We start from the raw sequence: 21,678 nt of genomic DNA on the forward strand, positions 1-21,678 counted from the left end.
GGGGCCGCTTAATGGGCGCTAAGTGACCCCGCGTTGCTTTGGGCGAGGTAGGCGTCCAGGGTGGCGGAGCGGTGCAGACGGGCGGCCTTTTCGATCTCGTCGGCGCCGGCTCCGGATTCGATGAGCCGGAGGAGTTCCTCGTGCTCGTCGACCGAGTCGTGCGCCCGCCCCGGGACGAAACGGAACGTCGAGGACCGCAGCGACGCGAGCCGGTTCCAGCCCCGGTGGACCAGGTCCAGGATGTGCGGATTGGGGCAGTGCTCGAACAGGACGCTGTGGAAGTCCTGGTTCAGTGCGGTGAACCGGACGGGGTCGAAGTGCTCCAGGCAGTCGCGCATCTCGGCGTTGACGGCCCGGGCGCGGGCCACGTCCGCCGGCCCGATCAGCGGGGCGGACAGGGCGGTCGCGGCGCCCTCGACGATGCTGAGGGTCTGCATCGTGTAGAGGTACTCGGTGGGGTCGATCCCGGCGACCGTGGCTCCGACGTTGCGCTCGAATTTCACCAGGCCTTCGGCTTCGAGCCGGCGGATGGCTTCGCGGACCGGGACCACACTGACGCCCAGGTCGTCGGCGATTTTCGCCAGCACCAGCCGGTAGCCGGGGGAGTAGGTCCCGTCCACGATCCGGGCCTTGACGGCCGCATAGGCCTGCTCGGACTTGCTGGCGGTGTGCGGGGCCGTGCGGGTGGCTGCGCCGGGGGCGGTGCCGGTGGCTGCGCCGGCAGTTGCGGTGTCATTCATTGGCTTTGCCTGCTTCCCAGTTCTCGTAGCGGGCCCGCCACTCAGCGTTCAACGGGTACAGCCCGTCCACACTGTGGCCCTGGCGCACCATCTCGGTAATGAAGGCTTCCTCGCGTTCCTGGGCAATGGAATCGTCCGCGAGCTCCGCGGCCAGCGCCGGCGGGATCACCAGGATGCCGTCCGCGTCGGCCACGATGATGTCCCCGGGCTGCACGGTGGTGCCGCCGCAGGCGATCGTGATGTCGGTGTCCCACGGGATGTGCCGGCGCCCCAGGACCGCGGGGTGCGGGTTGGCGTAGTAGGTGGGCATGTCCATCGCGGCGACGGCGGAGAAGTCGCGGACGCCGCCGTCGGTGATGATGGCTGCGGCGCCGCGGACCTGGGCGCGGAGGGCCAGGATGTCGCCGATGGTGCCCGTGCCCTTTTCGCCGCGCGCCTCCATCACCAGGATCTCGCCCTCGTTGACGGAGTCAATGGCCTTCTTCTGGGCGTTGAAGCCGCCGCCGTGGGTCTTGAAGAGGTCCTCGCGGTTGGGCACGTAGCGCAGAGTCCGGGCCAGGCCCACGATCCGCTTCTCCGGCCGGGTGGAGGTCAGGCCGTCGATGCTGACGTTGTTCAGGCCGCGCTTGCGCAGCTGGGAGGACAGGGTGGCAGTGCAGACGCTCTCCAGCTTCGCCTTCAGCTCCGGGGTCAGGACGTGAGCCGGCGCCTCTGCCGACTGGACATGCCCGACGTCGGGAAGCCCGGCTGCCGCGCGGGAGCCGTAGGCCTCCTCCCGCTGCAGGTCATCGGTCCGGGGCTGGGCGCCGAAGTCGCCGAACGGCGTCGTGCCCTCGGCCACCAGGGTGACCAGCCGGCCCGTGGTGAGGCCGCCGGAAGCGGCTCCGTCCGCCGTCGTGCCGTCGGAACCGACTGCGGCGCTGACTTCCACCTCGACGACGTCGCCCGGCCTGGCCACCGACGCCCCGGCGGGGGTGCCGGTCAGGATGATGTCGCCCTCCTCGAGGGTGAGCAGCTGGGACAGGTCGGCGACCAGCCGGGCGAACGGGAAGAGCAGGTCACCGGTGGTGTCGTCCTGGACCAGTTCGCCGTTGTGCCAGGTGCGGATCCGCAGGCCGGCCGGGTCCACGGCGTCCGCGGCGATCAGCCCCGGGCCCACAGGCGTGAAGCCGTCGCCGCCCTTGGAGCGGAGGTTGGAGCCTTTGTCGGCGTAGCGGAGGTCGTAGACGCCGAGGTCGTTGCTGGCGGTGACCCACTCGACGTGGCTCCAGGCGTCCTCGATGCCAACCCGGCGGGCGGCCTTGCCGATGATCAGCGCGATCTCGCCCTCATAGCCGAGGAGTTCGCACCCGGCCGGCCGCTCCACCGTTGAACCGCTGAGGGCCAGGGAGGACGATGGCTTGAGGAAATACGACGGCTGCTCGGGGGTGCGGCCGCGCTGGGCTGCCCGGCTGGGGTAGTTGATGTGCACCGCGATGACTTTGCGGGCCGCGGCCAGAGTGTGGTCGGTGACCTGTTCCAAAAGTAGCTCCTCATCGAGTACGAAATCGTATACGAAAACTATTGCCCAGGAAGCGTGGAACGTCAACCCCCTGTTGGCGGGAGTTTTGGGGGCACTTGTAACCCGCGTCATATCTGCCGTACAGTTTTGACTGGAGACCAGAGTTCTATTATCGAACGTTGCGTTCTAATATCGAACACTTTCGACGGCGACAGTCCGCCACCACGAAGTGCCACACAGCGAAGTGAGGAAAGCCCGTGCAGTTCCACCACCACGGTTACGTATCCGGTGACCCGCGAGTCCAGCCAGCCGCCGGCGTCGGCATCGACCGGCCCACGGAAGTTCCCGACGAGGTTGACGTGCTCATTGTCGGCACCGGCCCTGCGGGCGTCGTCACGGCCGCGCAGCTGTCCCAGTTCCCGGGCATCACCACCCGGATCGTGGAGCGCCGCGGCGGACGGCTGCCCATCGGCCAGGCCGACGGCATCCAGGCCCGCAGCGTCGAGACCTTCCAGGCTTTCGGCTTCGCCGAGCGGATCATCGCCGAGGCGTACCGCATCACCGAGATGGCCTTCTGGAAGCCGGACCCCTCCGACCCGTCCAAAATCGTCCGCTCCGCCCGCGCCAAGGACGACACCACCGGCATCAGCGAGTTCCCGCACCTGATCGTCAACCAGGCCCGCGTCCTGGACTACTTTGCCGAGTTCATGGCCAATGCCCCCACCCGCATGTCGCCGGACTACGGCCTGGAGTTCCGCGGCCTTGAGGTCGACGACGACGCGGACTACCCCGTCACCGTCACCCTCGTGCACACCACCGGCCCCGACGAAGGCCGCGAGCGCACCGTCCGGGCGAAGTACGTCGTGGGCGCGGACGGCGCCAGGAGCAAGGTGCGGGACTCGATCGGCTGCACCATGGCCGGCGACAAGGCCAACCACGCCTGGGGCGTCATGGACGTCCTCGCCGTCACCGACTTCCCCGACATCCGCACCAAGTGCGCCATCCAGTCCGGCACCGGCGGCAGCATCCTGCTGATCCCGCGCGAAGGCGGCTACCTCTTCCGGATGTACGTCGACCTCGGCGAGGTGGACAAAGAGGACAAGGGCGCCGTGCGCAGCACCACCATCGAGCAGATCATCGCCCAGGCCAACGAAATCCTGCACCCCTACACGCTGGACGTCCGCAATGTCGCCTGGCACAGCGTGTACGAGGTCGGCCACCGCCTCACGGACCGGTTCGACGACGTCCTGCCGGACCAGCTGGGCATGCGCACCCCGCGCGTGTTCATCACCGGTGACGCCTGCCACACGCACAGCGCCAAGGCCGGCCAGGGCATGAACGTCTCCATGCAGGACGGCTTCAACCTGGGCTGGAAGCTCGGGCATGTGCTCGAGGGCCGCAGCCCGGAGAGCCTGCTGTCCACGTATTCGGCCGAACGCCAGGTCATCGCGAAGAACCTCATCGACTTCGACAAGGAGTGGTCCACGCTCATGGCGAAGAAGCCCGAGGAGTTCAACAGCCCCTCCGAGCTTGAGGACTTCTACGTGAGCACCGCCGAGTTCCCGGCCGGATTCATGACGGAGTACACCCCGTCCCTGCTCATCGCCGACGCCGCCCACCAGGACCTGGCCACCGGATTCCCCATCGGCAAGCGCTTCAAGTCCGCACCCGTGGTGAGGGTCTGCGACACCAACCCGATGCACCTCGGCCACCACGCCATGGCCGACGGGCGGTGGCGGATCTACGTCTTCGCCGATGCCGCGGCCAACGCCGCCGCCGGGACCGCCGGGACGCCCGACGCCGGGACGCCGGGTTCGGCGTCGCCCCTCGCCGACTTCGCCGAATGGATCGCGAACGCGCCGGACTCGCCGCTCGCCGCAACCCCCGAAGGGGCCGACCGCGACGCGTGGTTCGACGTGAAGGTGATCTACCAGCAGGGGCACACGAGCGTCGACATCGGCACCGTGCCGGCGGCGTTCAAGCCCCAGGTCGGGCCGTTCCAGCTCACCGACTACGAGAAGGTCTACGCCACCGATCCGACGGCGGACATCTTCGAGCTGCGCGGCCTCGACCGCGGCGGCGTCGTCGTCGTGGTGCGCCCGGACCAGTACGTGGCCAACGTCCTGCCCCTGACGGCCACGGCTGAGCTCGGCGCCTTCTTCGCCCCGATCCTGAGTGCCGGCAACCGAGTCGCCGAATCCCTGGGCCACGCGGGCTAGGCGCCAATCCGGCCGGCGGGCGGCTGAAGTGCAGCCCTCCCGCCGGCTCGGTCCGGAACCTGGGCGATCGTGTTGCCACTCCCAGCCAATCGGCTCTCATTGCCATCGGTGCGCCGCCCGCGCAGTCGAAATCACTTTCCGGCAACCAGCCCGCATCACTCCGGCAGACCGGACCGCAGGTGGTCGATGTCGCGCTCTATGGGGGTGTCTTCGGCCTGGTGGAGTGCCCCGTCCGGACTGCGACGCCTGCGGCATGATCCGCCAGTCGGCGCGACGCTCCCGCCCGGTTACTTCCGCCCGCACCGCCTCGGCGCGCGGCGCGTGGACGTGAGCCAGGGCCCGGACGTCAGCTGGGTGGTCCTGGGCGATCCTGAGGGCAACGAGTTCTGCCTGCTGTCTCGAACCGTCCAGGATCTCGAAAATCCGGAATAAGAGGTTCAGCCAGCGTCAGCCGCCGCCGATCCTGCCGGGACCGCGGGGAGAGGCGGAAACCCGTCGCGGTGTTATCACGGCAAACACCACGATCCAGGCGAAATATGTGTAGGCGTTAATCCGTTCGAAGCCGCCGGCCCAGGGCGTCGCATTCTGGGCGAGGCCCTGGATGGCGGACGATGCCGCCGCCCCGAAGCCTGCGATGACCAGCAGGGTCGCGGCCGCGTACCACCGGAACCAACCCGGGTAGGCGACCGCGGACAGAACGATCGCCACGGAGACAAAGAGGCTGAAAGCCGACGTCAACGCAATGTGCATGACGTCGTTGAAGCCGCTGGGGAGCCACCGGGAACTCATTGCAAACACCGTGTGGGTCGGAAACCCGATGAGGCCGGTTGCAACCAGGCTGATGCCGGCCCAGCGGAGACTCCTGCGGTCGGCCGTCCGCCAGACCCCGACGCCAAAGGCAGTCATCAGCAGGGCATGAATGAGGATGGCTGTGACCATCAGCGGGCGTACCGGGGAGCCGAAGGCGCTGAGTTCGCTGATCGCCTGGTCCCTGAAGCTGTACCCGGGGTACAGAAGGCCGGAGACTAAGTCCCCCACGGCATAGATAACAACAGCGAGGATGCCGGCGGCCAGGAGGGCCGTGTCGAAAGCATCCGTGTGCGTTTGAGCGGTGAGCGCGGGTGAGTCCCGGGAGAAATTCATGGCCTGCTGCCCTTCGAACCGGACCAGATTCACGTCACCGTACGCCCGCCGTCAGCGCGGGGTCAGAGGCGAAGGGCACGCCGGCAGCAAAAGACAGCTTGCTTATCATCTAGTCTGCACCTAAAGTCTACAGTGTAGACAAATCGCCTGGACGGGCTTCCGCAGCACCCGGATGTCCGTCCCGGCAACGCACTTTCCCCGGACCTGCGGTGACGCGGCCCGGGATCCCTGCTTTATGCCGCGTGCACGGCGTCAAAGCCGAGCTGCTGTAGCCACGCGGCGGCACACGATGCACTGCGATGAAACGAGCCAAGCCATGGCAACTTCACAGAACACGACGATCCCCCAGGCGCGCGGACCCATCAGCGCCGGGCTCTTCCGCCTTCTCACCGGCAAGCCCGGAGACGAGCCCGCGGCCCGCGACGCCCTGCACAGTCTGGTCGAGGCGCGGCTGCCGCTGGTCGATGACATCATCGACGACGGCGACGTGCAGCTGACGCTGTTCTGCCTGTACGAGCTGCACTACGGAGGCCTGGACGGGGTGACCGACCGCTGGGAATGGAACCCCGGGCTGATCGCCCTCCGGCAGCTGCTGGAGGAGCCGTTCGAGCGGGCGCTTCGCGATGCGGCACTCCTGTCCGCCTGTCCGGGCCTGCCGGCTTCTGCCGCGGGCCTGGACAGCGACGCGGTGGCGGAGGTTCTGTTCGGGCTCGCGGCCCAGGAGGGTGGACCGGGCATGTCCCGCCACGTGGCGAAGAAGGCAACCCTGGACCAGCTCCGGGAATTCCTGATCCACAAATCGATCTACCAGCTCAAGGAAGCCGACCCGCACACCTGGGCGATCCCGAGGCTCAAGGGGCGCGCCAAGGCTGCACTGGTGGAGATCCAGGCGGACGAGTACGGGGGCGGCCGCCCGGACCGCATGCACAGCGCACTCTTCGCCCGAACCATGCGCGGGCTGGGGCTCGACGACCGCTACGGCGCCTATGCCGACGCCGTCCCGGCCATCTCGCTTGCCTCGGTCAACGTGATGTCGCTCTTCGGGCTGAACCGCAGGCTCCGCGGAGCGGTCGCGGGGCACCTGGCGATTTATGAGATGACATCGTCCCGGCCGAACCAGCTGTACGGGAACGGCTTTCGGCGCCTTGGATTCGACGCCGATGTGACCGGCTACTTCGACGAGCATGTCGAGGCGGACGCCGTCCACGAGCAGATCGCCGGCAGGGATCTCGCCGGCGGGCTCGTGGAGTCCGAACCTGAGCTGTTCCCGGACGTCCTGTTCGGTGCGACGGCGGTCATGGCCATCGACGCCCGTCTGACGCTGCACATCATGGGGGCGTGGGACAACGGCGAGTCCTCGCTGCAGCCGGCTGTGCCCGCCGCCGTCTGACCCGGACACGCCGGCCTTCCCGGCCCCGTACCCTCCAACCCCTGACAGTGAGCGTTGATGAACCAGAACCCGCAAGACTCCGCCAACGAGAACTCCATCGTTGTCTGCCCGGACGGACCGATCCTGGTGCGCGGCGACTTCGAGATCGTCACGCCCTCCGGGGAACCGGTGCCACGGCAGCGCAACACCGTCGCCCTGTGCCGCTGCGGCGCCTCCGCGATCAAGCCCTACTGCGACGGCACCCACAAACTGATCGGCTTCCGGACCGAAATCCCCGGCGGGCCCGGGAAGTAAGGAAGTCCCCGGCCCGCGCCGCCGGGCCGCCAGGCGCATGATTCGGTGCGTGCAGCGGAATTCTCATGGCCGGCGCCTCCGGCCGCCCCCTGAAGGCGCCGACGAAGGCAGGAACCCGGCCGCGACTCCGGGGTTGCGCTATCACTTTTGGGGGCCATTCGCCGGAAATGGCAGCCAAAAGTGATAGCGCAACGGGAGGTGGGGAGGGCTGGAAGGGGGCCTGCGATCCCCGGATGACTCAGCCGCGGGGTGCGTCCGGAACGGGACCCAATGCCGCCAGGGACGGGTGGGCGCCGCCGACGCCGGCGGCCTTGCCGTCCAGCAGGTTACGGGTGCCGTGGCCAATGTACCGGGCCACCCTCTCCCCGACGGCGGTGGCATCTGCGCCTTTGAGGGCAGAGACAAGCTCTTCAAGTGTGCCGGTGACGGCAGCTCTCGCATGGGGTTCGGCGAGGCCCCAGGAAATGCCTTCGGCCACGAGATCCTCGACAGTCAGGGACGGCTGATAGGCGCGCGAGTTGACCCGCAGGGACATGTTCAACTGGCCGTTGGGGGCGAGAGCATGCGTGGACACATCGTAAAGGGGTGCCAGCGTGACGGCCCCGTCGGCGGTGCGAAGGGCGGCGAAGTTCTTGGCATGCGCATCCGTGTTGCCGACCGCCGTATTGAAGGCCGTATGCGCAAGCAGCTTCTCCCGGTCGTCGGGACCGGTGCCGAGGATGCTACGCCTCCGCGGCAGCAGGCCGGCCAGGTTGCGCAGGTTCGCGGCCGCATTGACGCCCTCGAACTTGCTGTCCGTGTCCCAGGGCAGGCCCAGCGCCTGCGCGCCGTCCTCCTGATGGATGCGTTCAACTCTCCGGCCCGCGACGCGGCGGTCGTAGCGTTCCAGGACGAGCACAGTGCGGCCAGCGAAGGCCCGCACGTCGCTGGCAAACGTGGTCAGCCCGACCCGGCGCGAAAGCTCCAAGCAAAAGGCCTCGGCATGCAGTGCGTGTTCGTTCCCGGCAGCAGCCGGCTTGAGGATATGGGTGGACGCGGCGCCGTCCACCCCGGCATGCCAGGTGCCGTCCAGCAGGGCGAGGGTGGTCTTGGGCTGGTAACCGGCCAGGGAGCCGCCGCCGCCGACGGCACCGAGGGCGTAGTCGTTGATGAGGGTCAGCCGTTCGGCGATCTGCTCGTCGGTGAGAGCCTGGTAGGTTTCCGCCGGTTCCCCGGGGTCTCCGCCGATCCGGATGGCGCCGGCCACATCGCGCCCGGCGTACGACACGAGAGCGTAGACGTCGTTGCGGCTGGCGCCGGCCTGTTTGGCCAGGTTGGACCGGCCGGAGCCCTCAGGCAGCAGCCCGCCGAAGAACGCGGTGGCGGCCTCCGGTGTGGACGTCCGGGGTCCGAGGGGCAGGTTGGCAGAGAGGATCCGCGAGCCGATTCCGAACCGGGCCATGCCGGCGTCGGAGGACTGGAAGGTGACGGTGGTCGGGCTGGCCCGGACCATGCGGCCGATGACCGTGCCGTAGAGATGGACGTCCTGGGAATCAGGCACGGTCGGTGCCTTCCCGGAAGCTCAACTCGATGCCGAGCTTCTCCATGACCGCAAAGAACTGGTCGCTGAGGACCTTGGGCTTGCCGGTCTCCAGCTCGGAGAGGTAGCGCTGGCTCACGCCGAGCCGGCTGGCCAGCTCGCGCTGGGACAGCCCACTGCGCTGGCGGATGCCGTAGACCATGAGGCCCAGGTCCGACATGGATTTCATGACCCCGTGCAAGGACCCTCCTGATGAGCTGTTCGTAATAGGGACAGTGTGATTACGTTTTCGTAATCATATCAGTGTGATTACGAATATGTAATCAGGCAACCGATCTCGACGGCGGGCCATGGCCCTTTCGACGCCGGCCCACCGATCCGACGCAAGTGGCCGCTATGAGCGTTCTCATAGCGGCCATCTGTGGCGAACGGATACCCGGAAAGCCGCGCCCCACTGGAGGTGCATGGTCTCCGCAGCCTCCGCAGCCTCCGCGGCCTACGGTGCCGTCAGGGCGGCGGCCGTTGGAGCGGCCGACGTCGGGCCGAGAGCCGGTGCGGTGGCCGTTCCTGCAGACCCCGTGGGCTCAGCTCCCGCGGGCGAAGTAGCCGTGGAAGTGGCGGCTGGGGCGGTCCCGCCAGGCCCCTTCGCGCCAGACGTGGCACCCGATGTGGCAGCGGACGTGGTCCCGGGAGTGGCGCCCGGCGTCGCCGAAGGGCTCGCGCCGGGGCTCGCACTCTGGCTGGTTCCCGGCGAATTACCCGTCGTGGCTGGAGCCGTGCCGGACGAAACACGCGGCGTGGCGCTGGGGTCGGACTTGATGACCTCCATGATCTGGGCCCTGAAAGCGTCCAGGCGCCCCTGGATCTCCGAGAGCGGCACGTTCTGCAGGTTCCGTCCGTACTCCGCGATCTGCTGCCACAGCGCGTTGAGCCGGGTCATGCCGTCGGCGCTCAGCGGCCCGTCCAGGGTGAGGACCAGCTGGCTGGCCAGGGCGTAGGTCAGGCACCGCACGCAGTTGTAGTTCGCGGCGGCCGAGAGGTTCTCCGGGACGATCACGTCGGTCTGGCCCACGATCAGCACCACCTGGAAGCCCACCGCGACGGCGGCGCAGTCCGCGCAGCTGGCGAAGGCATAGGCCTCATTGCGGGTGGTGACGTCGGCGCCGTCGTCGGCCCAGACCAGCGCGAAGGCGACGTCGTAGACAACCGATCCGTCCGTGGTGTTGACGGCGAGCGACTGGTTGCCGCCCTCCCCGGGCGCGGCGGGCTGGTCGAAGGGGAACACCCACGACGGCGCCGCCGCCGTTCCGGAAGCTGCGGCATCACGCGGCACCAGGACCATGCTCAGCTGCGGGTCCTCCCGGGTGGGCTTGTCCTTGCCGACGGGCCAGAGCGCCACGGTCCGGCCAGCCCGGCCCTCCCGCAGGCCGGCGGCGGAACCGGCCGGGAAGATCGCGGTGGTGGCGTCGGCCAGGGTGCCGCGCTCATAGGGCTGGACGGGCCGGTAGCTCTCGGCGCCGGGCCACCACGCCCAGGCGAGTCCGGCCGTCACGGCGGCGATCAGGGCGAGGGCCGTCCCGCGCTGGAGTGCCCGGCCGTGGGTCTTCCGCCACAGCCCGGTGACCAATTGCCGGCCCAGCCGGAACAGGATGTAGAAGACGCCCAGGACGGGAAGAGCGAGGGCGGCGATCGCCAGGATCCGTACGGCGGCATCGACGGGGTCGCCGCCGGCGAGGCTGTGGTTGAACATGGCGTACTGCTTCTGCCCGCTGTCCCACGCGGTGCCCAGCACCCGCGGCAGCGACAGTACCATCATGACCATGCTGAAGAGCAGCAGCGGAACGGTGATGAGCACCCAGGCGGTGACGACGGCGCGGGCCCACGGTTTGAGGACCTGCGCCTCCGGGTCCTTCCGGCGCCAGGGGAGGAGGCCCAGCAGGGTGGGTTTGATCCGCTGGAACAGGTCCGGAACCCCGGTGGCGTCGGCGAGGATGTGGTACCCGTCGAAGCGGACCAGCGGCATCAGCTGCCGGACCATCTGCAGCACCTGGGTCACCACGACGAGCAGCAGTGCATCGAAGCCGGTGGCCCACCAGATACCCATGATGGCGACGGCGACGATCGCGTTGAAGTACAGTCCGCCGAGGTCGGTCCGGATCCGGCCGGCGCGGCCCAGCCGGTAGGAATCGGTGACGTCGGTGAAGAACGCGGGCCAGATCAGGTAGAGGCCGGTTCCCATCGCCCCCGGGGTGGCCCCGCCGCGGCGCGCGCCGGCAGCGTGCCCGAATTCGTGGAACCCCGCGGAGAGCACCGTCACCGCGAGGATCAGCAGCACCAGGCCGGGGTTGGCGAAGGCCTCGTGGGTGGCCGAGGCCAGGCCCTTCACCATGAACAGCCACCAGCAGGCGGCGAGGAAGGCCGCGGTCACGAGGACCACCACCAGCGGGTTGAAGAGGGAGGCGAAGGGTGCCGTGATCCGGCGGGTGCGCTCCGGGTCGGTGACGGTGTAGCGGAACTTCATGCCGAGCAGCGGGTCGGCCTTGCGGACCTCGGGCTGGGAGCCGTCGGCCAGCTGCAGCAGTCCCAGGGGCAGCAGCTGGGAGTCGATCAGCGTTCGGACATTGTCGGCGCTGACCAGCCGTCCGAACCCGGCGCTGGCATGGCCGGCGATTTCCTCGGCGCCCCGGGTGCCGTCGACCGCCTCGAGGACCAGGTACAGCAGACGGGTGAGCTGGAGCGTCTGGCCGTCGGCGCGGCGGACCAGCGAGGGTGCCTCTCGGTAGCCGGAGCCCTGGGTCTCGCCGAGGAGCTGGACGCCGTCGGCCCGGACCGGAACCGGGAGGGTGGAGGTCCCGGCGGACGCGGACGCCGACGCCGATGCCGACGCCGATGCCGACGTCGGCGCCGCAGACGCCGTAGCCGCCGTGGACACAGCCGGCGCAGCGGAATCCGGCGCTGAGGACGGGCCGTCCGCGTGGGACGGCCCGCCGTGCGGTGTACTCATCCGGGGAACTACTGCCGGAGGTCGGACTGCTGGTCGGCGGTGGCCGTGGCTTCGCCTGCAATGTTCTGGTTGATGATGGCGTCCTGCTGCGAGACGGCGAACGCGTTGCTGTCGATCGAGCCGATGTTGGCGGCGACGGCGGCATCGATCGGGGCGGCGACGTTGGCGTTCGCGGCCACGGCACCGTTGATCGGTGCCGCGATATCGGCGGCGGCGTCCAGGTCCACGTTCACGTTCAGGAGGTTGGAGTTGAGGGCACCGGGGACGTCGGTCGGCAGGGCGTTTTCCTCGGCCGTGACGCCGGTGGTGCCGGTCTCGGAGCCGTCGGTGCTGCCGGAGTCCTGCTGCAGCGTGCTGTCCTGGGTGGAGTCGGCGGTGGCATCGGCGTCAATGCCCTGGTTGATGATGACACCCTGGTCGGAGAGCGCCTGGGCGTCCGAACCGAAGGAGAGGATGTTGGCCGAGGCTGCGGCGTCGATCGGGGCGGCGACGTTGGCGTTGGCCGCGACGGCGAGGTCGATCGGTGCCGCAGCGTTGAGGCCGAGGTCCAGGTCCGCGTTGAGGTCCAGGACGGAGGCCACTTCCTTGTCCGGAAGCGCGGTGCCTGCCTCTGCCATCAACTCGGCGTCACTCAGCGGGGTCATTTCCTGTTCAATGCTCACGAAAAACTCCAGTTCCGGCACGGCTGCTGCTGCCCCCAGTGAGCAGTTTCCAGGCCGATGTGCCTAATGCGAGTCAATAGTAAGCATGATTAGCATTTATCCGGTAGGCGACTCCCGGGATTCCGTGCCCGGTGCCCCGCCCGCGGGCACAAGGTGCCCCGCCCGCGGGCACAAGGTGCCCCGCCCGGCGGGAACGCGGTGCGGCCCCGGAACTGTCCCGGTCAGCCTGCGTAGGGATCGGCGATGCCGATGTACTGGGTAGTGGTGTATTCGGCAATTCCTTCCGCGCCGCCTTCGCGGCCCAGCCCGGAGTGCTTGACGCCGCCGAACGGAGCGGCTGCGTTGGAGATGACGCCGGAGTTGAACCCCACCATGCCGAATTCGATCTGTTCGGCCACGCGCAGCAGCCGGTTGAAGTCCCGGCTGTACAGGTAGGAGGCCAGGCCGTATTCGGTGGCGTTGGCCAGGGCAATCGCGTCCTGCTCGGTGGCGAAGGTGGTGACCGGGGCGACGGGGCCGAAGATTTCCTGGCGGAGGATGTCGGCATCATTGGGCACGTTGGCCAGGACCGTGGGCGGGTAGAAGTAGCCGGGGCCCGAATCGGGTGCGCCGCCGGTGACTGCGGTGGCACCGGCGTCGACGGCGTCGCTGACCAGGGCGTGCACGTCAGCACGGGCGCCGGCGTCGATCAGCGGTCCCACCTGGCTGCCGGGCTCGGTGCCCCGGCCCACGCTCAGGGCGCCCATGGCCGCGGCGAACTTCTGCGTGAATTCGGCGGCCACGGATTCCTGGACCAGGAAGCGGTTCGCCGCGGTGCAGGCCTCACCCATGTTCCGCATCTTGGCGGCCATGGCGCCGTCGACGGCCTTGTCCAGATCCGCGTCCTCGAAGACGATGAAGGGCGCGTTCCCGCCGAGCTCCATGGAGGTGCGCAGCACGTTGGCGGCGGCATCGGCCATCAGGCGCTTGCCCACCGGGGTGGAGCCGGTGAAGGAAACCTTGCGCAGCCGCGCATCGGCCAGCAGCGGCCCGGAGATGCCGGTGGCGAGGACGGCGCCCGTCGACGGGTCGTGGACATCAAAGGTCCCGCCGTCGGACGCGTCGCGCCACTGGCCGCCGATCAGCAGGCCCTTCGGGACGGAGGCAAGAAGCTCGGCCTCACGCATGCGCGTGACGGCGGGCGGACCTACGAGGGAAGTAGTCATGGAGTCTTTTCCTAAGAACGTGAATGAAAGTGATGGCCCGTCAAGGAATTGACGGGCCATCACCGTGCTTCGATTGATCAGCCCGATGGGCCTCAGCCCGGGTCAGGCTGTGCGTACCCTGATGAAGCCGGCGATGTCGCCAACTGTTTGTTCGCCGCGCCGGATCCGCCCGGCCGACGTGAGCAGTCCGTGAGCGTATCCGGTGAGGTGCTGGTACTGGACCTCGGTTCCGGCCCGGGCCAGGGCCGCGGCGTAGTCCGCCCCCTCGTCAACCAGCGGATCGTTGTCCACTGTGATCACGTAGGCCGGCGGAAGCCCGGCAGGGAGCTGGGCCAGGGCGGGGCTGATGTCCGGCCGCGCCCGGTCGATCCCCTCGGGCAGGTAGTGGTCCGCGAACCAGGCGATGGTGTCCGCAACCAGGGGGAAGCCTTCGGCGACCCGGCTGTAGGACGGGGCAGACATCGTCAGGTCGACCATCGGGTAGATGAGGACCTGCGCCGCGATCGGCCACGGATAGGCGCTTTCCGCGTTTTCGATGGCCAGGACCGCGGCCAGCTGCCCGCCCGCACTGTCACCGACCAGGACGGCCTTGGTTACGTCCAGGCCATGGACCGGACCGGCGCTGAACAGCCAGTCCAGCGCCGCCCGGCTGTCCTCGATTGCCGCGGGGTAGGGGTGCTCCGGGGCGAGCCGGTAGTCCACCGCCACCACCGGCAGGCCCGTGAGCGCAGCCAGGCGCCGGCACAGCCCGTCATGGGTGGAGAGGCTTCCCATGACCCAGCCGCCGCCGTGGAGGAACAGCACAACGGCGGTCGGCCCCGTCTCGGTGCGCGGCTCGTAGACGCGCACCCCAAAATCCTGCACCCCGAAGTCCGAGACCGAGGAAAGCGGATCGCCGCTGAGACCGTTGGCGGCACAGCCGCGCTCGTACATCCCGCGCACCTCGTCCACGGGGTAGGTGTGGAACGGGCGTCCACCGGAGGCCCGGAACCGTTCCAGAACGTCTGCTGCGTCCTCGGCTACGGGCCTTCCGCTGAACAGATCCTGGCGGCTCACTTACCCGAACCGGTCGCGGCCAGCTGGAGGTAGTCCTCGAGCTGGAGGTCCTGGGTGTGGGCGCGGTACTCGTTGACGGTGCCGGACCAGTTGTTGATGACACGGCCGTCCTCATTCTTGTACCAGGAGGAGCACTCGGAGGAGAAGGCGGACTTGCCGAGCTCTTCCTGGACATGGGCGTTGAAATCCTCCAGCACCCCGCGGTGAACTTCCAGCACCCTCGTCGGGTCGGCGGCGATGTACTCCACAGCCTGCGCGATGTAGCGGTGCTGCGCCTCGAGCATGGACACCACCGAGTTGTGGTTCAGGTTGGTGTTCGGCCCGTAGACCATAAAGAGGTTGGGGAAGCTGTCGACGGTCATGCCGAGGTAGGCCTCCGGGGCGTTGCCCCACCGCTCGTCCAGGCCGAGTCCGTCGCGTCCGGCGACGCGCATGGAGCCCTGGAACGCGTGGCTCTTGAACCCGGTGGCGTAAACGATCACGTCGAATTCGTGCTCGACGCCGTCGGCCGTGCGGATGCCGCGGGGCGTGTATTCGGTGATCTTCTCGGTCACGAGGTCCACGTTGTCGCGGGTCAGGGCGGGGTAGAAATCGTCGCTGCGGAGGATGCGCTTGCAGCCGAAGTCGTAGTCCGGGGTGAGCTTGGCCCGCAGGGCGGGGTCCGCCACCTGGTTCTCGAGGTGCTGGCGGGCCTGCTGGACGCCTTCCTCGGATGCTGCACTGTGACGGCGGGTGCGTTCGAATCCGGCTTCGCGGAGCTCGTGGATCTCCTGGCGCTTCGTGCGGTAAAGCTCGGGGTCCGCCAGGAACGCTGCGGTCTCCTCGGCCGTGAAGACGTACTGGTCGCGGGGGAGGATGTAGTTGGCCGAACGCTGGAACACCGTAAGGTTCGCGGCGATCTTGGCGACCTCGGGCACGTACTGGACGGCGGTGGCCGCGGAGCCGATGGATGCGACGCGCTTGCCGGTCAGATCCAGGTCGTGGCGCCAGGAGGAGGAGTGGAACACCTCTCCCTCGAAGGACTCAAGGCCCGGGATGTCGGGGATGTTGGGCACATTGAGCTGTCCCCACGCTCCCACGACGGAACGGGTCAGGAACTGGGAGCCGCCTGCGGTATGCACGGTCCAAAGGCTGCGGTCCTGGTCCCATTCCGTGGCCGTGATGTTCTGGCCGAAGCGGATGTGCTTGGCCAGGCCGAATTCCTCCACCAGGGAACGCAGGTAACCCAGAAGTTCCTCCTGGCCGGCGAACAGCCGGGAAACCTTCAGGTTGAGGAAATAGCTGTAGCAGTACACGAGCGCCTGGGTGTCGCAGGCGGCGCCCGGGTACGTGTTCTCGCGCCAGACACCTCCGACGTCGTTGCCGCGCTCGAGGATGAGGAAGTCCTCAACGCCTTCCTGCACGAACTGGGCCCCCTGGCCCAGGCCTCCGAAGCCGGCGCCGATGACGATGGAACTGTAAATGTGGTCGTTGGTGGTTGCCATGGTGTTCTCTCCTCAGGGAAAGTCTGGTGGTTTAGGAAAAGGTGATGATTTGGCGCAGCGCGTGGCCGCCGTCGAGCGTGTCCATGGCCCGGTTGATCTCCTCGAGCGGGATGGTGTCCGAGACAAGGCCCTCCACGGCCAGTTGCCCGGAGCGCCACAGCTCCTCGTAGATCGGGATGTCGTGTTCCGGAACGGCTGAGCCGAGGTAGCTGCCGACGATGGTCCGGGCCTCGGCCGTCAGGGCGAGCGGGTCGATGGAGGCGGGCTGTCCGGGGGCCGGCAGCCCGACCGTCACGGTGATGCCGCCGGGCTTGGTCAGGGCGATGGCGGCTTCCAGCGCGCGGGGGTGTCCGGCGGCTTCAATGACGGCGTCGAACTTCTCACCGCTTTCCAGCGCTGCCGCGGAGGTCATGGCGTCACTCGCGCCGAGCCGCAGGGCGGCTTCCAGCTTGGCCGGCAGCGTGTCAATGCCGACCACGTAGTCGACGCCGGCGGCCTTGGCTGTGATGAGCGCGGCCATGCCGACGCCGCCGAGCCCGACGATGGCCACCCGGGAGGAAGGTCCGGGCTTGGCGACGTTGAGAATGGCGCCGCCGCCGGTGAGCAGGGCGCAGCCCAGCAGCGCAGCGATGTGCGCCGGCACGTCCGCGCCGACGGGCACTACGGAACGGCGGGAAACGACGGCGTGCGTGGCGAATGCCGAGACGCCGAGGTGGTGGTGCACGGGCTCTCCGTCCCGGGAGAGTCTCCGGCTGCCACCGAGCAGCGTGCCTTCGGCGTTGGAGGCGCTGCCCTGCGCGCACGGCGTCTTGCCGTTCGAGTGGCATCCGGCGCACTCTCCGCACCGGGGGAGGAAGGTCATCACCACCCGCTGGCCCAGGGCAATGTCGGTGACACCCGCACCCAGTTCCTCGACGATTCCGGCGGCCTCGTGACCGAGCAGCATCGGAACCGGCCGCGGCCGGTTTCCGTTCACGACCGACAGGTCCGAGTGGCACACCCCGGCGGCCTCGATGCGGACAAGGATCTCGCCCTGGCCGGGAGCTTCCAGCTCAAGTTCGGCCACCCGGATGGGAAGGCTGTCCTGGTACGGCCGGTCGGCCCCGATGGTTTCAAGCACGGCGCCGCGGATGGTCCTGGTGCGGCCGGCGGTCTTCGTGGCTGGCTTTGTGTCTTCGATCGTCACGATCGTCCTCTCCATGATGCAGTGAAGCTGTGCATTGAGAGTAGGCAACGTGACTACGCCAGTCACGGTGCAGAATGTCGCGACTTGGCCTTTTCTTTGTACGATCCGTCAAAGATCGGGGCGGCAAGGAGGTTGGCGGCAGGACCTTTAGTCTTTGGGGGGCGCCTGGGTGCGGCCCCTGAGGGCCAGCCAGAGCTGGGCTGCGACGTCGGGATCGTCCAGGTCGACCCCCAGCAGTTCCTTGGCCTGGGCAATCCGGTACCGCACCGAGTTCCGGTGTACGCCTATTTCGCGTCCGGCGGCCTCCCATTGCCCGCGGTGGGCCAGGTAGGCGCGGACGGTCTCGAGGAGGTGGCCCGGGTGCGCCACCAGCGTGTCCACCCATTCGTCGGCCGGGAGGTCGAGTCCGTGCCCGACGCGGATGAACTGTCCGGGAGGGGCGGAGGCCGCAATCTCGGCGACCTGGGCCCGGATTTCGTGCAGCCGCCGGAGCGGCATGGGCCCGCCCCACGCGCCGCGGGCACCCTTGGGCAGCTTCGGCGAGGGGCCGGATGCTGCCTGGAGCACGAACATCACACCGGAGCGTTCGAGCACGAGTCCGTCCGGGTGGGGCCGGTTGGCCAGCTCTTCCAGGTCCGGAAGCACGACGACGAATGCTGTCTCGGGCAGCGGGGCGGAGTCCATCTGGGTGGCCAGGAGGCGCGCGGCATCATCATGTCCCTCCAGGACCAGCGCGGCGAGCATTCCCTCGGCGCGGCGCCGTTCGGCCGCCGCGCGGCGCTGCCCGGCCGCCCTGGCGGCAAGGAGCGTGGACGCGGTCAGGAACAGGTGGCGTTCGGCGGCACCCAGCTGCCCGCTCCGGCCCAGCGCCAGGTAGCCGGACATCGCCGGACCGTCGGAGACGGGATAGAGGGACGCGGTGCCGGAGGCGAGTTGGATGTTGCCAGTCGCCCCCCGGCGGGCGGTCCGCAGCCGGGCGGACTCGCGCGCCAGTTCCGCCAGCAGCCCGGCCGGCAGTTCGCCGCCGCTGGCCGAAGCCGACGACGGCGTCCCGTCACCTTCCGGCAGGTAGGCAACCCAGGTGCCGAGGGCGCGGGAGAGCTCCCGGACGATCTCGGGCTCCGCGTCCTGTTCCGCGGCGGCGCGGGTCAGTGCCACCTGAAGACCCAGCAGGGCTGTAAGTTCGGCTTCGCCGCCCTGCCTGACCAGCTCCCAGTAGGCCCGCGATACGGCGAGAAAAGGGGATTCCCGGGGGACCGTCAGCAGGGGAAGGCCCAAGTCCATGCATGCCGCACGGAGCTCGTCGGGCACCATGGCGTGGCCTGAACCCAGGCCCAGACCCAGGGCCGCCACGCCGCCGTCGACGAGCCGCTGCACGTAATTCCGGGCTGCCTCCGCCCGGGCATCACCGTCGAGGCCGCCCAGCTGCAGCCCCACGGTCAGCAGCAGCTCGCCGCCGTAGAGGAACACGGTGGGGTCCTCAAGCTCGGACACATGGACGCCCGTCAGCTCAACGCGGGGGAGCGGAACCGGCCAGTAGGGCACCAGGTCGGGCTTTGCGGCCTCGACCAGCCGAGCGAGGGTGATCATGCCTAAAGCATAAGGTACAAGCCTTTGTATAAACCGGCTTCTGTGCGCTCTCAGCTGGACGAATCATCCAAAGACAGCAGGCTCTGCCGTCCTTATCGTGGGAGCCGAACCACGAATCCAAACCCACGAGGAGGACCCATGACGGTCACACCAGAGCTCGCCCCCAGCCGCGCCACTGACCCGGCCAGCGTCACAGCGACAGCCCGCCGCCTGCTCACGGAGCTTCCGGGCCCGCGCTCCCGCGAGCTGGAAGTCGAACGCCGGAAGCACGTTACCGACGCGTTCGGCATCACCATGCCGGTGTTCATCGACCACGCGCAGGATGCGCTGCTGGTGGACGTTGACGGGAACCACCTGATCGACTTCGCCTCCGGAATCGCGGTGACCAGCGTCGGTGCGGCCAACCCTAAGGTGGCCAAGCGCGCCGCCGCGCAGCTGGAGCGCTTCACGCACACCTGCTTCATGGTCACCGAATATGAGTCCTTCGTCGAGGTCTGCCGCTGGCTCAACGAGCACATCCCCGGGGACTTCGAGAAGCGGACCGCACTGTTCACCACCGGTGCCGAGGCTGTGGAAAACGCGGTCAAGGTCGCACGGGCCGCAACCCGGCGACCGAACATCCTCGTCTTCGACGAGGCCTACCACGGACGCACCCAGCTCACCATGGCCATGACGGCCAAGGAAAACCCGTACCGGCTCAACTTCGGGCCCTTCCCGGGTTCGGTCTTCCGCGGCCCGACGGCGCCCGCACACACCTCCCCGAACGGACCCGGCGAAGCCCTCGGCAAGATCGAGGAACTCCTGGCACAGCACGGGCCGGAGACGTTCGCAGCGATGGTCATCGAGCCGATCCAGGGCGAAGGCGGCTTCATCGTCCAGGCCCCAGGATTCCTCACCGGACTGCGCGAGATCGCCACGCGCCACGGCATTGTCCTGGTCATCGACGAGATCCAGTCCGGCATGGGCCGCACCGGAAAGCTGTTCGCGTCCGAGCACGAAGGCATCGCCGGGGACATCACCCTGACCGCGAAGGCCCTCGGCGCGGGTCTGCCGCTCTCGGCCGCCACCGGGCGGGCCGAACTCATGAACGCAGTTCACACCGGCGGCCTCGGCGGAACCTACGCCGGAAACCCGGTCGCCTGCGAGGCCGCCCTGGCGGTCTTCGAACTTCTCGAGGACGGCGCCCTCGTGGAAAACGCCGCCCGCATCGAGGCCGCCGTTCGCCGCCGCTTCGAGCCTCTTGTGGCCCTCGACGGCGTCGCCGACGTCCGCGGCCGGGGCGCCATGATGGCCATCGAGTTCCGCGACAGCTCAGGACCCCGCGGGGACCTCGCCAGCGCCGCCGCCAAGGCAGCCAACGCCCACGGCGTCCTCACCCTCACCTGCGGGACCAACGGAAATGTGATCCGCCTGCTGCCCCCGCTGGTCATCGAGGCCGACGTCCTCGACGAGGGCCTCGCCGTGCTGGAGGCATCCATTCGCTCTGTCCTCTCATGAGTAAACCGGGATCCGGCGCTCCCCTCGCGGGAATCCTCGTCGCGGACTTTTCCCGCGTGCTCGCCGGGCCGCTGGCCACCATGACCCTGGCCGACCTCGGCGCCCGCGTCATCAAGGTCGAACGGCCAGGAACCGGCGACGACACCCGCCGGTGGGACCCGCCGTCGTCGAAAACGGGGGCCACTTACTTCGAGAGCGTCAACCGGAACAAGGAATCCATCACCCTGGACCTGACCGACCCGGGGGACCTGGAGCTTGCCCGGGAACTCGCGCGCCGCGCGGATGTCCTGGTGGAGAACTTCAAGCCGGGCGGGCTCGACGGACTTGGGCTCGGGTATGAGTCGCTGGCCGGGGAGAACCCGGGACTTGTTTATGCCTCGATCTCAGGCTTCGGCTCCGCCGGCGGCCGGGATCTTCCCGGGTACGACTTTATCGTCCAGGCCCTCGGCGGGCTCATGAGCATTACCGGCGACCCGGACGGCGACGCCTACAAGGCGGGCGTCGCGCTGGTCGATGTCCTGACGGCGAAAGATGCCACCATCGGCATCCTCGCAGCCCTTGCCGAGCGTGTCTCCTCGGGGCGGGGCCGCCGGATCGAGGTCAACCTGCTGTCCAGCCTCCAGGGCGCACTCGCCAACCAGGGGCAGGCGTACCTGGGTGCCGGTGTTGTGCCCAAGCGGATGGGCAACGACCACCCCTCCATCGTCCCCTACCAGCTGCTGGCCACAGCAGACGCGCCCCTGGCCGTCGCCGTGGGCAACGACGCGCAGTTTGCCCGACTGTGCACGGCCATCGGGGCGCCGGAGCTTGCCGCGGACCCGCGCTTCGTGACCAACTCGGACCGGGTCCGGCACCGGCGCGAGCTCATCCCGCTGCTCGAATCCGGGCTGGCGGTGGCAGGGGCGGAGGCCTGGCAGGACACCCTGGTGGCCGTCGGGGTGCCCGCGGGACGGGTGGCCAGCATCGGGGAGGGCATCGCCTACGCGGAGTCCCTGGGCCTGGCGCCGACGATTGAAATGCACGACGCCGGCGGTTCAGTCATCGGACGACAGATCCGCCACCCCATCACCTGGACACCGCCGCTGCCGCCGCGGACCCAAGCGCCGCCCGCACTCGGGGAACACACCGAGGACGTCGTGGAATGGCTCCGGCTCCCGCAAAACAAGACTTCCCCATAACCCCCAAGCC

Annotated in this window: 17 protein-coding genes and 1 pseudogene; 6 read left to right on the plus strand and 12 right to left on the minus strand. The window is 68.7% G+C overall.

Annotated features, from left to right (window positions below):
* Nucleotides 1–8 precede the first annotated feature (8 nt).
* Nucleotides 9–740 carry a GntR family transcriptional regulator gene (locus AC1MFL_RS12700; protein ID WP_479810199.1) on the minus strand — a complete coding sequence of 244 codons (732 nt, stop codon included), beginning with the start codon at nt 738–740 and terminating at the stop codon, nt 9–11.
* Nucleotides 733–2,262, minus strand: a complete 1,530-nt coding sequence (locus tag AC1MFL_RS12705; protein WP_479810201.1) for a fumarylacetoacetate hydrolase family protein — start codon at nt 2,260–2,262, stop codon at nt 733–735. The genes AC1MFL_RS12700 and AC1MFL_RS12705 overlap by 8 nt, the downstream gene beginning before the upstream one ends.
* 236 nt (nt 2,263–2,498) lie before the next feature.
* Between AC1MFL_RS12705 and AC1MFL_RS12710 the strand changes: the two genes are divergently transcribed.
* Nucleotides 2,499–4,460 carry an FAD-binding monooxygenase gene (locus tag AC1MFL_RS12710; protein WP_479810203.1) on the plus strand — a complete coding sequence of 654 codons (1,962 nt, stop codon included), beginning with the start codon at nt 2,499–2,501 and terminating at the stop codon, nt 4,458–4,460.
* 186 nt (nt 4,461–4,646) lie between these two features.
* The gene (locus AC1MFL_RS12715) at nt 4,647–4,892 is read left to right on the plus strand and encodes a VOC family protein (RefSeq protein WP_479810204.1); all 246 of its coding nucleotides are present in this window, start codon (nt 4,647–4,649) and stop codon (nt 4,890–4,892) included.
* A 15-nt stretch (nt 4,893–4,907) separates the two neighbouring features.
* On the opposite strand, the gene AC1MFL_RS12720 is transcribed toward AC1MFL_RS12715, so the two are convergent.
* A complete protein-coding gene (locus tag AC1MFL_RS12720; RefSeq protein ID WP_479810206.1) occupies nt 4,908–5,603 on the minus strand; it encodes a DUF998 domain-containing protein in 696 nt (231 codons plus the stop codon).
* Between the two features lie 316 nt (nt 5,604–5,919).
* Between AC1MFL_RS12720 and AC1MFL_RS12725 the strand changes: the two genes are divergently transcribed.
* Nucleotides 5,920–6,993 carry an iron-containing redox enzyme family protein gene (locus AC1MFL_RS12725; protein ID WP_479810207.1) on the plus strand — a complete coding sequence of 358 codons (1,074 nt, stop codon included), beginning with the start codon at nt 5,920–5,922 and terminating at the stop codon, nt 6,991–6,993.
* A gap of 57 nt (nt 6,994–7,050) precedes the next feature.
* Nucleotides 7,051–7,287, plus strand: coding sequence for a CDGSH iron-sulfur domain-containing protein (locus AC1MFL_RS12730; RefSeq protein WP_479810209.1), 237 nt, complete (start codon nt 7,051–7,053; stop codon nt 7,285–7,287).
* Between the two features lie 238 nt (nt 7,288–7,525).
* Here AC1MFL_RS12730 and AC1MFL_RS12735 read toward each other — a convergent pair whose 3' ends face one another.
* The 9 genes and pseudogenes from AC1MFL_RS12735 to AC1MFL_RS12775 form a co-directional block, all read right to left on the minus strand.
* Nucleotides 7,526–8,827 (minus strand): type II toxin-antitoxin system HipA family toxin, encoded by a 1,302-nt coding sequence (locus AC1MFL_RS12735; protein WP_479810210.1) that lies wholly within the window; start codon nt 8,825–8,827, stop codon nt 7,526–7,528.
* The gene (locus AC1MFL_RS12740) at nt 8,820–9,035 is read right to left on the minus strand and encodes a helix-turn-helix domain-containing protein (RefSeq protein ID WP_479810212.1); all 216 of its coding nucleotides are present in this window, start codon (nt 9,033–9,035) and stop codon (nt 8,820–8,822) included. The genes AC1MFL_RS12735 and AC1MFL_RS12740 overlap by 8 nt, the downstream gene beginning before the upstream one ends.
* Before the next feature lie 267 nt (nt 9,036–9,302).
* On the minus strand, nt 9,303–11,810 hold the full coding sequence (locus tag AC1MFL_RS12745; RefSeq protein ID WP_479810213.1) for a hypothetical protein: 2,508 nt from the start codon (nt 11,808–11,810) through the stop codon (nt 9,303–9,305).
* Nucleotides 11,811–11,818: 8 nt separating this feature from the next.
* Nucleotides 11,819–12,454 carry a peptidoglycan-binding protein gene (locus tag AC1MFL_RS12750; RefSeq protein ID WP_479815454.1) on the minus strand — a complete coding sequence of 212 codons (636 nt, stop codon included), beginning with the start codon at nt 12,452–12,454 and terminating at the stop codon, nt 11,819–11,821.
* 239 nt (nt 12,455–12,693) lie between these two features.
* A pseudogene (locus tag AC1MFL_RS12755) lies at nt 12,694–13,518 on the minus strand (aldehyde dehydrogenase family protein); the annotation flags it as partial.
* A gap of 261 nt (nt 13,519–13,779) precedes the next feature.
* The gene (locus AC1MFL_RS12760; protein WP_479810214.1) at nt 13,780–14,733 is read right to left on the minus strand and encodes an alpha/beta hydrolase; all 954 of its coding nucleotides are present in this window, start codon (nt 14,731–14,733) and stop codon (nt 13,780–13,782) included.
* Complete coding sequence (locus tag AC1MFL_RS12765) at nt 14,730–16,217, minus strand: flavin-containing monooxygenase (protein ID WP_479810216.1); 1,488 nt, start codon at nt 16,215–16,217, stop codon at nt 14,730–14,732. Before AC1MFL_RS12765 ends, AC1MFL_RS12760 begins: the two co-directional genes overlap by 4 nt.
* A gap of 31 nt (nt 16,218–16,248) precedes the next feature.
* Nucleotides 16,249–17,403, minus strand: coding sequence for an alcohol dehydrogenase catalytic domain-containing protein (locus AC1MFL_RS12770; RefSeq protein ID WP_479810218.1), 1,155 nt, complete (start codon nt 17,401–17,403; stop codon nt 16,249–16,251).
* Nucleotides 17,404–17,550: 147 nt separating this feature from the next.
* Nucleotides 17,551–18,993, minus strand: a complete 1,443-nt coding sequence (locus AC1MFL_RS12775; protein ID WP_479810220.1) for a PucR family transcriptional regulator — start codon at nt 18,991–18,993, stop codon at nt 17,551–17,553.
* 138 nt (nt 18,994–19,131) lie between these two features.
* Here AC1MFL_RS12775 and AC1MFL_RS12780 point away from each other — a divergent pair, with 138 nt between their 5' ends.
* Nucleotides 19,132–20,490 (plus strand): aminotransferase class III-fold pyridoxal phosphate-dependent enzyme, encoded by a 1,359-nt coding sequence (locus tag AC1MFL_RS12780; protein ID WP_479810221.1) that lies wholly within the window; start codon nt 19,132–19,134, stop codon nt 20,488–20,490.
* Complete coding sequence (locus AC1MFL_RS12785) at nt 20,487–21,668, plus strand: CaiB/BaiF CoA transferase family protein (protein WP_479810223.1); 1,182 nt, start codon at nt 20,487–20,489, stop codon at nt 21,666–21,668. The genes AC1MFL_RS12780 and AC1MFL_RS12785 overlap by 4 nt, the downstream gene beginning before the upstream one ends.
* The last annotated feature ends 10 nt before the right edge of the window (nt 21,669–21,678 follow it).

It is taken from the genome of Arthrobacter sp. BG3 (assembly GCF_056680185.1).

Bases quoted from the DNA above. Each gene is read 5' to 3' on its own strand.
- AC1MFL_RS12700 (WP_479810199.1), bottom strand. From the start codon at position 740: ATGAATGACACCGCAACTGCCGGCGCAGCCACCGGCACCGCCCCCGGC.
- AC1MFL_RS12715 (WP_479810204.1), top strand. From the start codon at position 4,647: ATGTCGCGCTCTATGGGGGTGTCTTCGGCCTGGTGGAGTGCCCCGTCC.
- AC1MFL_RS12720 (WP_479810206.1), bottom strand. From the start codon at position 5,603: ATGAATTTCTCCCGGGACTCACCCGCGCTCACCGCTCAAACGCACACG.
- AC1MFL_RS12725 (WP_479810207.1), top strand. From the start codon at position 5,920: ATGGCAACTTCACAGAACACGACGATCCCCCAGGCGCGCGGACCCATC.
- AC1MFL_RS12730 (WP_479810209.1), top strand. From the start codon at position 7,051: ATGAACCAGAACCCGCAAGACTCCGCCAACGAGAACTCCATCGTTGTC.
- AC1MFL_RS12740 (WP_479810212.1), bottom strand. From the start codon at position 9,035: ATGAAATCCATGTCGGACCTGGGCCTCATGGTCTACGGCATCCGCCAG.
- AC1MFL_RS12745 (WP_479810213.1), bottom strand. From the start codon at position 11,810: ATGAGTACACCGCACGGCGGGCCGTCCCACGCGGACGGCCCGTCCTCA.
- AC1MFL_RS12750 (WP_479815454.1), bottom strand. From the start codon at position 12,454: ATGACCCCGCTGAGTGACGCCGAGTTGATGGCAGAGGCAGGCACCGCG.
- AC1MFL_RS12765 (WP_479810216.1), bottom strand. From the start codon at position 16,217: ATGGCAACCACCAACGACCACATTTACAGTTCCATCGTCATCGGCGCC.
- AC1MFL_RS12775 (WP_479810220.1), bottom strand. From the start codon at position 18,993: ATGATCACCCTCGCTCGGCTGGTCGAGGCCGCAAAGCCCGACCTGGTG.
- AC1MFL_RS12780 (WP_479810221.1), top strand. From the start codon at position 19,132: ATGACGGTCACACCAGAGCTCGCCCCCAGCCGCGCCACTGACCCGGCC.
- AC1MFL_RS12785 (WP_479810223.1), top strand. From the start codon at position 20,487: ATGAGTAAACCGGGATCCGGCGCTCCCCTCGCGGGAATCCTCGTCGCG.